5 protein-coding genes are annotated in these 6,067 nt (G+C 69.9%); 4 read left to right on the forward strand and 1 reads right to left on the reverse strand.

What is annotated here, in order from left to right; all coding sequences use genetic code 11:
• Positions 1-123 precede the first annotated feature (123 nt).
• Positions 124-1,122, reverse strand: a complete 999-nt coding sequence (locus ABD52_RS35680; RefSeq protein ID WP_047894642.1) for a LacI family DNA-binding transcriptional regulator — start codon at positions 1,120-1,122, stop codon at positions 124-126.
• A 150-nt stretch (positions 1,123-1,272) separates the two neighbouring features.
• Here ABD52_RS35680 and ABD52_RS35685 point away from each other — a divergent pair, with 150 nt between their 5' ends.
• The 4 genes from ABD52_RS35685 to ABD52_RS35700 are packed head-to-tail and all read left to right on the forward strand — an operon-like array spanning position 1,273 to position 5,956.
• Positions 1,273-2,784 carry an alpha-N-arabinofuranosidase gene (locus ABD52_RS35685; protein ID WP_047894645.1) on the forward strand — a complete coding sequence of 504 codons (1,512 nt, stop codon included), beginning with the start codon at positions 1,273-1,275 and terminating at the stop codon, positions 2,782-2,784.
• 37 nt (positions 2,785-2,821) lie between these two features.
• Positions 2,822-4,153, forward strand: a complete 1,332-nt coding sequence (locus tag ABD52_RS35690; RefSeq protein ID WP_047894643.1) for an ABC transporter substrate-binding protein — start codon at positions 2,822-2,824, stop codon at positions 4,151-4,153.
• A gap of 6 nt (positions 4,154-4,159) precedes the next feature.
• Positions 4,160-5,122: a carbohydrate ABC transporter permease gene (locus ABD52_RS35695; RefSeq protein ID WP_047894644.1), complete on the forward strand. Its 963-nt coding sequence runs from the start codon at positions 4,160-4,162 to the stop codon at positions 5,120-5,122.
• A 9-nt stretch (positions 5,123-5,131) separates the two neighbouring features.
• Complete coding sequence (locus ABD52_RS35700) at positions 5,132-5,956, forward strand: carbohydrate ABC transporter permease (protein WP_030269210.1); 825 nt, start codon at positions 5,132-5,134, stop codon at positions 5,954-5,956.
• Positions 5,957-6,067: the final 111 nt, after the last annotated feature.

A 6,067-nucleotide genomic window follows, 5' to 3' on the forward strand; every position in this document is an offset into this window, starting at 1 on the left:
GAGCACCGCCCGGCTCCGGTAGCAGCGGCGCGATCACCGCCCACGCCTCATCGGTCAACTCACCACGACGCACCACCGACACATCGTCAACGACCAACCCCTACAAGATCGGCAGGACACGCCCTAGGCGGATTCGCGGAGGGCCACGTGGTGGGGGGCCACCAGTTCGCGCGGTGGGGACTCGCGATCGGGGCCCAGGCGGCCCGCCAGCAGCTCGACCGCGAGGCGGGCGATGCGCTCCTTGTCGGGGACGACTGTGGTCAGCGTCGGGATCGAGAAACGACCGTCCTCGATGTCGTCGAAGCCGGCCACCGCGACGTCCTCGGGCACGCGCAGGCCCATCTCGTGCAGGGCACGCAGCGCGCCGAGCGCAAGGGTGTCGTTGAAGCAGAAGACGGCGTCGGGGCGTACCCCCGTGGTGAGCAGGTGCCGCATGGCGGCGGCGCCGTCCGCGCGGTGCCAGGCCGGCGCGGGCGCCACCAGGCGGTCGTCGTAGGCGATGCCGGCCTCGGTCAGCGCGGCGGTGTAGCCGGCCAGGCGGAGCCGGGCGCTGGCGCCCTCGGGTGTGCGCTGCGAGCCGATGGCGGCGATCCGGCGGCGGCCGAGCCCGATGAGGTGGGCGGTGATCTCGCGGGCGGCGGCCACGTTGTCGATCATCACGTGGTCGGCGGGGCCGTGGTCGACGCGTTCGCCGAGCAGCACCATGGGCAGACCGGCCAGCGCGGCGAGGTCGTCGGCGGTGAGCGCGAGCGGGCTCAGGATCAGGCCGTCGATCATGTGGTCGCCGATACCGCTGGCGGCCTTGCGCTCCTGCTCGGAACGGCCGCCGGTCTGGTCGATCAGCACCGTCCAGCCGTGGTCGGCGGCGGCGGTGACGACGTGCCGGGCCAGCTCGGCGAAGTAGGGGATGTCCAGCTCGGGTACGGCCAGCGCGATCACACCGGTGCGCCCCTTGCGCAGGTTGCGGGCCGACAGGTTGGGCCGGTAGTTGAGCGCGGCGATGGCCTCCTCGACGCGGGCCCGGGTGTCGGCGCGCACGTGCTGGTAGCCGTTGACGACGTTGGAGACGGTCTTCACCGACACTCCGGCGCGCTCCGCGACGTCCTTGAGCCTGTGCCGCACTGCACTTCCTTCCGGTGAACGCTGGCCGCACTGTACCGCGCCACGACGACGCGACTGCCTCTTTACACGAGCGCTTACAACGTTGTAGAAACCACTGACAGCGGAGTGACCGCGGTCACCCGCACCAGCAGCGAGGGAGAGGTTGGCATCGTGCCGAACGCGCAGCTCACGATCGATCCGGCGTTCCGGGTCGCGCCGGCGGACCGCCGGATCTTCGGTTCCTTCGTCGAGCACATGGGGCGCTGCGTCTACGGCGGGGTGTACGAACCGAGCCACCCCACAGCCGATCGGCGAGGGCTGCGGCGCGACGTGCTGGACCTGACCCGTGAGCTGGGCGTCTCGGTGGTCCGCTACCCGGGCGGCAACTTCGTCTCCAGCTACCGCTGGGAGGACGGCATCGGCCCGGTCGGCGACCGCCCGCGCCGGCTCGACCTGGCCTGGAAGACCATCGAGACCAACGAGTTCGGGCTGGACGAGTTCATGACCTGGGCGGCGGAGGCCGGGGTCGAGCCGATGATGGCTGTCAACCTCGGCACCCGCGGCGTCACCGAGGCGCTCGAACTGCTGGAGTACACCAACCACCCGGGCGGCAGCCAGCTGTCCGACCTGCGCCGCAAGCACGGCGCCGAGAAGCCGTACGGGGTGCGGCTGTGGTGCCTCGGCAACGAGATGGACGGGCCGTGGCAGGTCGGGCACAAGACCGCCGACGAGTACGGCCGCCTCGCCGCCGAGACCGCCCGCGCGATGAAGATGATCGACCCCTCGATCAGCCTGGTCGCCTGCGGAAGCTCCAACCGGGGCATGCCCACGTTCGCCTCGTGGGAGGCGACCGTGCTGGAGCACACCTACGAGCACGTCGACTACATCTCCGCCCACACCTACTACGACCCGTCCGACGGCGACCGGGCCAGCCTGCTCGCCTCCGCCGTCGACATGGACGCCTTCATCACCGAGGTCGTCGCCACCGCCGACCACGTCGGCGCCAAGCTGCGGCAGAAGCGCAAGCTGAAGATCTCGTTCGACGAGTGGAACGTCTGGTACCAGTCCCGCCTCCAGTCCGACCTGGACCGGCGCGGCTGGGTCGAGGCGCCCGCGCTGATCGAGGACGACTACACAGCCGTCGACGCGGTGGTGGTGGGCGACCTGCTGATCACCCTGCTCCGGCACGCCGACCGCATCGGCGTGGCCTGCCAGGCGCAGCTCGCGAACGTGATCGCCCCGATCCGTACCCGCAACGGCGGCCCGGCCTGGCGGCAGAGCATCTTCCACCCGTTCGCGCTGACCGCCCGGTACGCCCGCGGCACCGTGCTGCGGACCGAGCCCACCGGCCCGACCTACGAGACCCCGCGGTACGGCGACGTGCCCGCGCTGGACACCGTCGCCGTGCACGACGAGGAGAGCGGCGAGCTGGCCGTCTTCGCGGTCAACCGCAGCTCGCAGGACCTTCCGCTCGACCTGGACCTGCGCGGCCTGCCCGGCCTGCGGGCCGAGGCGCACACCACGGTGGCGGCCGGAACCGACCCGAACGCCACGAACACCGAAGCGGACCCGGAGCGGGTCACGCCCCGGGACCGCACCACACCCACTGTCGACGGCGGCCGGGCCTCCGTGCTGCTGCCGGCCACCTCCTGGAACCTGCTGCGCTTCGTGCCGGCGCTGTGACCGGCAAATACTCCATCCCGTCCCCCAAGGAGTACCCATGATCCAGAACGAGATGAGCCGGCGGCGCCTGCTCGGGCTCGGCGTCGGGCTCGGCGCGGCGGCCACGCTGACACTCAGCGGCTGCGGCGGCGGCAGCAGCTCCGACAGCTCCGGCGCGTCCGGCAACGGCGGCAAGGACTACACCGGCCCGAAAGTCGACCTGAAGCTGTGGAACGGCTTCACCGGCGGCGACGGCGACATCTTCAAGACGCTCGTCCAGCAGTTCAACAGCGAGCACAAGAACATCGCGGTCAGCGTGATCACGTACCAGTGGGAGGACTACTACAGCAAGCTCCCCGGCGCGGTCTCCAGCGGCAACGGCCCGGACATCGCGGTCATGCACATGGACCAGCTCGCCACGTTCGCCGCCCGCGGCGTGATCACCGAACTGGACGACGTGGCGAAGGCGCTGGAGCTGAGCGAGGGCGACTTCGCCCCGACTGTGTGGAAGGGCGGCCTCTACAACGACAAGCGGTACGGCATCCCGCTGGACATGCACCCGCTGGGCTTCTACTACAACAAGGCGGTCATGCAGAAGGCCGGCCTGGACCCGGAGAAGCCGCCGGCCACCAGGGACGAGTACACAGCCGCGCTCACCGAGCTGAAGAAGTCCGGCGTGCAGGGCTTCTGGGTCAGCCCGTTCCAGTTCACCGGCGGCATGACGTACTACAGCCTGCTGCACCAGTGGGGCGGCACCGTCTTCGACGCCGAGGTGGCGAAGGCGACGTTCAACTCCGACCCGGCTGTCGAGGCGTGCACCTGGCTGGTCGACCTGATCAAGCAGGGCCACTCCCCGGCGAACGTCGGCCAGGACGCCGACTACCTGGCGTTCAAGAGCGGCAAGAACGCGTTCACCTGGAACGGCATCTGGCAGATCAACGACCTGAAGAAGAGTCCGAACGTGCAGTGGGGCGTCGCGCCGCTGCCGCAGATCGGCAGCCAGAAGGCCGCCTGGGCGAACTCGCACAACTTCACAATCGTCAAGCAGCGCTCCGCGAACGCCGACAAGACCGCCGGGGCGAAGGTGTTCATCAACTGGCTGAGCCAGCACTCGCTGGACTGGGCCAAGGGCGGCCAGGTGCCAGCCCGCAAGGCGGTCCGCGAGAGCAGCGAGTTCACCGCGCTCACCGAGGTCAACGCGCTCGCCCCGGAACTGGAGTACGCCGCGTTCCCGCCCGCCGCGCCCGGCCTGGGCGAGGTCATCCTGACCTTCTACAGCGCCTTCAACGAGGCGGCGCTGGGCAAGAAGTCGCCGAAGCAGGCGCTCGACGACGGCGTGGCCAAGGCGAACAAGCAACTGGAGGACAACCGCAAGAAGTACGGGAACTGATCCGCCGTGGCGGACGTGATCGAGGTCGGGGCGGCGCGTGACGGCGCGCCGCCACCGGCGGCACGCACCCGCCGCCGGGGCGCGACGGAACGCGGCAACCGGACGACGCCGTACCTCTTCCTCGCGCCGTACCTGATCCTGTTCGGCGTCTTCGGCCTGGCGCCGATCGTGTTCGGGGTCTGGATCAGCCTGCACCAGTGGGATCTGCAACTGCCCAACCGGCCGTTCGTCGGGCTCGGCAACTACCGGGACCTGTTCTCCAGCGACTCGGCGATCTACGGGGACTGGTGGTCGAGCGTCCGGGCCACCGGGGTCTTCACGCTGTTCTCCGTACCGCTGCTCGTGGTCGTCCCGCTCGGGCTGGCGCTGCTGCTCAACCGCTCGTTCCCCGGCCGGACGTTCTTCCGGGCCGCGTTCTTCGCGCCGTACGTGCTGGGCGTGGCGGTGATCGGCCTGCTCTGGCGGTTCCTGCTCGACGCCAACCTGGGCCTGGTCAACCGGCTGCTCGGCGTGCTCGGGCTCCCCTCGGACACGCCGTGGGTGACCGACGTGCCGTGGGCCTGGGTGTCACTCGTCGGCGTGACCGTGTGGTGGACGTGCGGCTTCAACGCGGTGATCTACCTGGCCGGCCTCCAGGACATCCCGGCCGAGCTGTACGAGGCGGCCAAGGTGGACGGCGCGGGCGCGTGGGACCGGTTCCGCCACGTCACGATCCCCGGCCTGCGGCCGGTGATGCTGTTCGTCTTCACCACCACGATCCTCGCCTCGGCGAACGTGTTCGGGCAGGCGTTCCTGATCACCCAGGGCGCGCCCGGCGAACAGACCCGGACCGTGGTCTGGCGGATCGTCGACGAGGGGCTGCGGGACTACGACGCCGGGCGGGCCGCCGCGATGAGCGTGTTCTTCGCGCTGATGCTCGCAGTGGTGAGCGTCGTCAACTTCCGGCTGTTCCGCTACCGGGAAGACTGAGGGGACGACATGAGGAACATGCGCGCGGTGGCGCGGTACGGCGTACTGCTGCTGATCACCGCGATCTTCGTGACCCCGCTGGTCTGGATGCTGCTGACGTCGGTGAAGACGTACGACGACGCGCAGCGGGTGCCGCCCGGCTGGCTGCCGAACCCGTTCTCCACCTACGGCTATCAGCAGATCGTCGACAACGCGGCGAACCCGGTGCTGCGCTGGTTCGTCAACAGCATGCTGGCGGCCACCCTGCACACGCTGCTGGTGCTGGTGACCGCGTCGATGGCCGCGTACGCGCTGGCCCGGATGCGGTTCCGCGGCCGCAAGGTGCTGTTCGCGCTGATCGTGGGCACGCTGTTCCTGCCGCCCACCTCGCTGATCATCCCGAACTTCATCATCGCCGAGCGGCTGAACTGGATCGACACGCTCACAGTGGTGATCGTGCCGGGCGCGGCGAGCGCGTTCGGGGTGTTCTTCCTGCGCCAGTTCTTCCTGTCCATCCCGGCCGAGCTGGAGGAGGCGGCGGTGCTGGACGGCGCGAACCACTGGCAGGTCTTCCGCCGGGTGCTGCTGCCGCTGTCGAAGCCGGCCCTGGCGACGCTGGCGGTGCTGTCGTTCCTGACCAACTGGAACGACTTCCTCTGGCCGGTGTACGTGCTGTTCAGCCCGGAACGGCTGACGCTGCCGGCGGGCCTGGGCCTGCTCCAGGGCGCGTACGTGACCGACTATCCGGTCATCATGGCGGGCGCGGTGCTGGCGAGCGTACCGGTGCTGATCCTGTTCGTGTTCGCCCAGCGGCACGTCATCCAGGGCGTCTCCCGCAGCGGCCTGAAGGGGTGAGGTAAGGAAGGGCCCCTTCTTAACGCCTCCGGTAGCAGAAGGGCCCCTTCTTAACGCCAGGGCGTTAAGAAGGGGCCCTTCCTTCGGGGGGCCCGCCTCAGGGGGTGGGGG

It is taken from the genome of Micromonospora sp. RV43 (assembly GCF_001029515.1).
Taxonomy (GTDB): domain Bacteria; phylum Actinomycetota; class Actinomycetes; order Mycobacteriales; family Micromonosporaceae; genus Micromonospora; species Micromonospora aurantiaca.